Genomic DNA, 621 nt, shown 5'->3' on the forward strand with positions numbered 1-621 from the left:
TGCATGGCGATATTAGAGTCGCCAGTGAGCTAGGTAAAGGTAGTGTCTTTACTGCCTCATTCATGGTTGACAGCTCTACTGAAAACAAAGAAAGCGCGCCACAATTTGAGACCGAACAACTGCTAGCATTTATTCTCGATAAACATCAGGACACAGCCAAGGAAATTGAGAAACAGCTAAGTAAATGGGGAATTCCCTCATATATCTGCGACAGCTCCAATTCCGTGCTCAATTCACTCAATGAACATGTTGTCGGGCCTGGTAAGGTCCCCTTGATCTATATCGATGCAGACCTGATTGAAGGTTCTGCCCACGACCTTAGCGACAACCTTCGCAGCCAAGCAGGCAATGAAACCTTATACCTGATACTCATGACAAAGTACGGTTCCCAGGTCGATGAAAACTATTGCAAGACTCATGGCTTCGATGCCCATATCTATAAGCCTATCTGTTCCAATGACCTAATCCAAAGCATGGAGCTCAGCCTCTATTCAGAAAAACCAGAGCTAACGCAAAGTGCGATAGCGGCTATAGAAGACCCCACTACAGATTTGAGCGAGTCTAGAATCCTGCTTGTTGAAGACGTCTATGTAAACCAGCTCGTTGTACAAGGTATTCTTG

1 protein-coding gene is annotated in these 621 nt (G+C 45.2%); it reads left to right on the forward strand.

Annotated features, from left to right (window positions below; all coding sequences use genetic code 11):
• A partial coding sequence (locus A3766_RS21375) for a response regulator (RefSeq protein WP_156509028.1) occupies nt 1–621 on the forward strand: 621 nt, incomplete at both ends.

The sequence above is a fragment of the Oleiphilus sp. HI0132 genome (assembly GCF_001635845.1).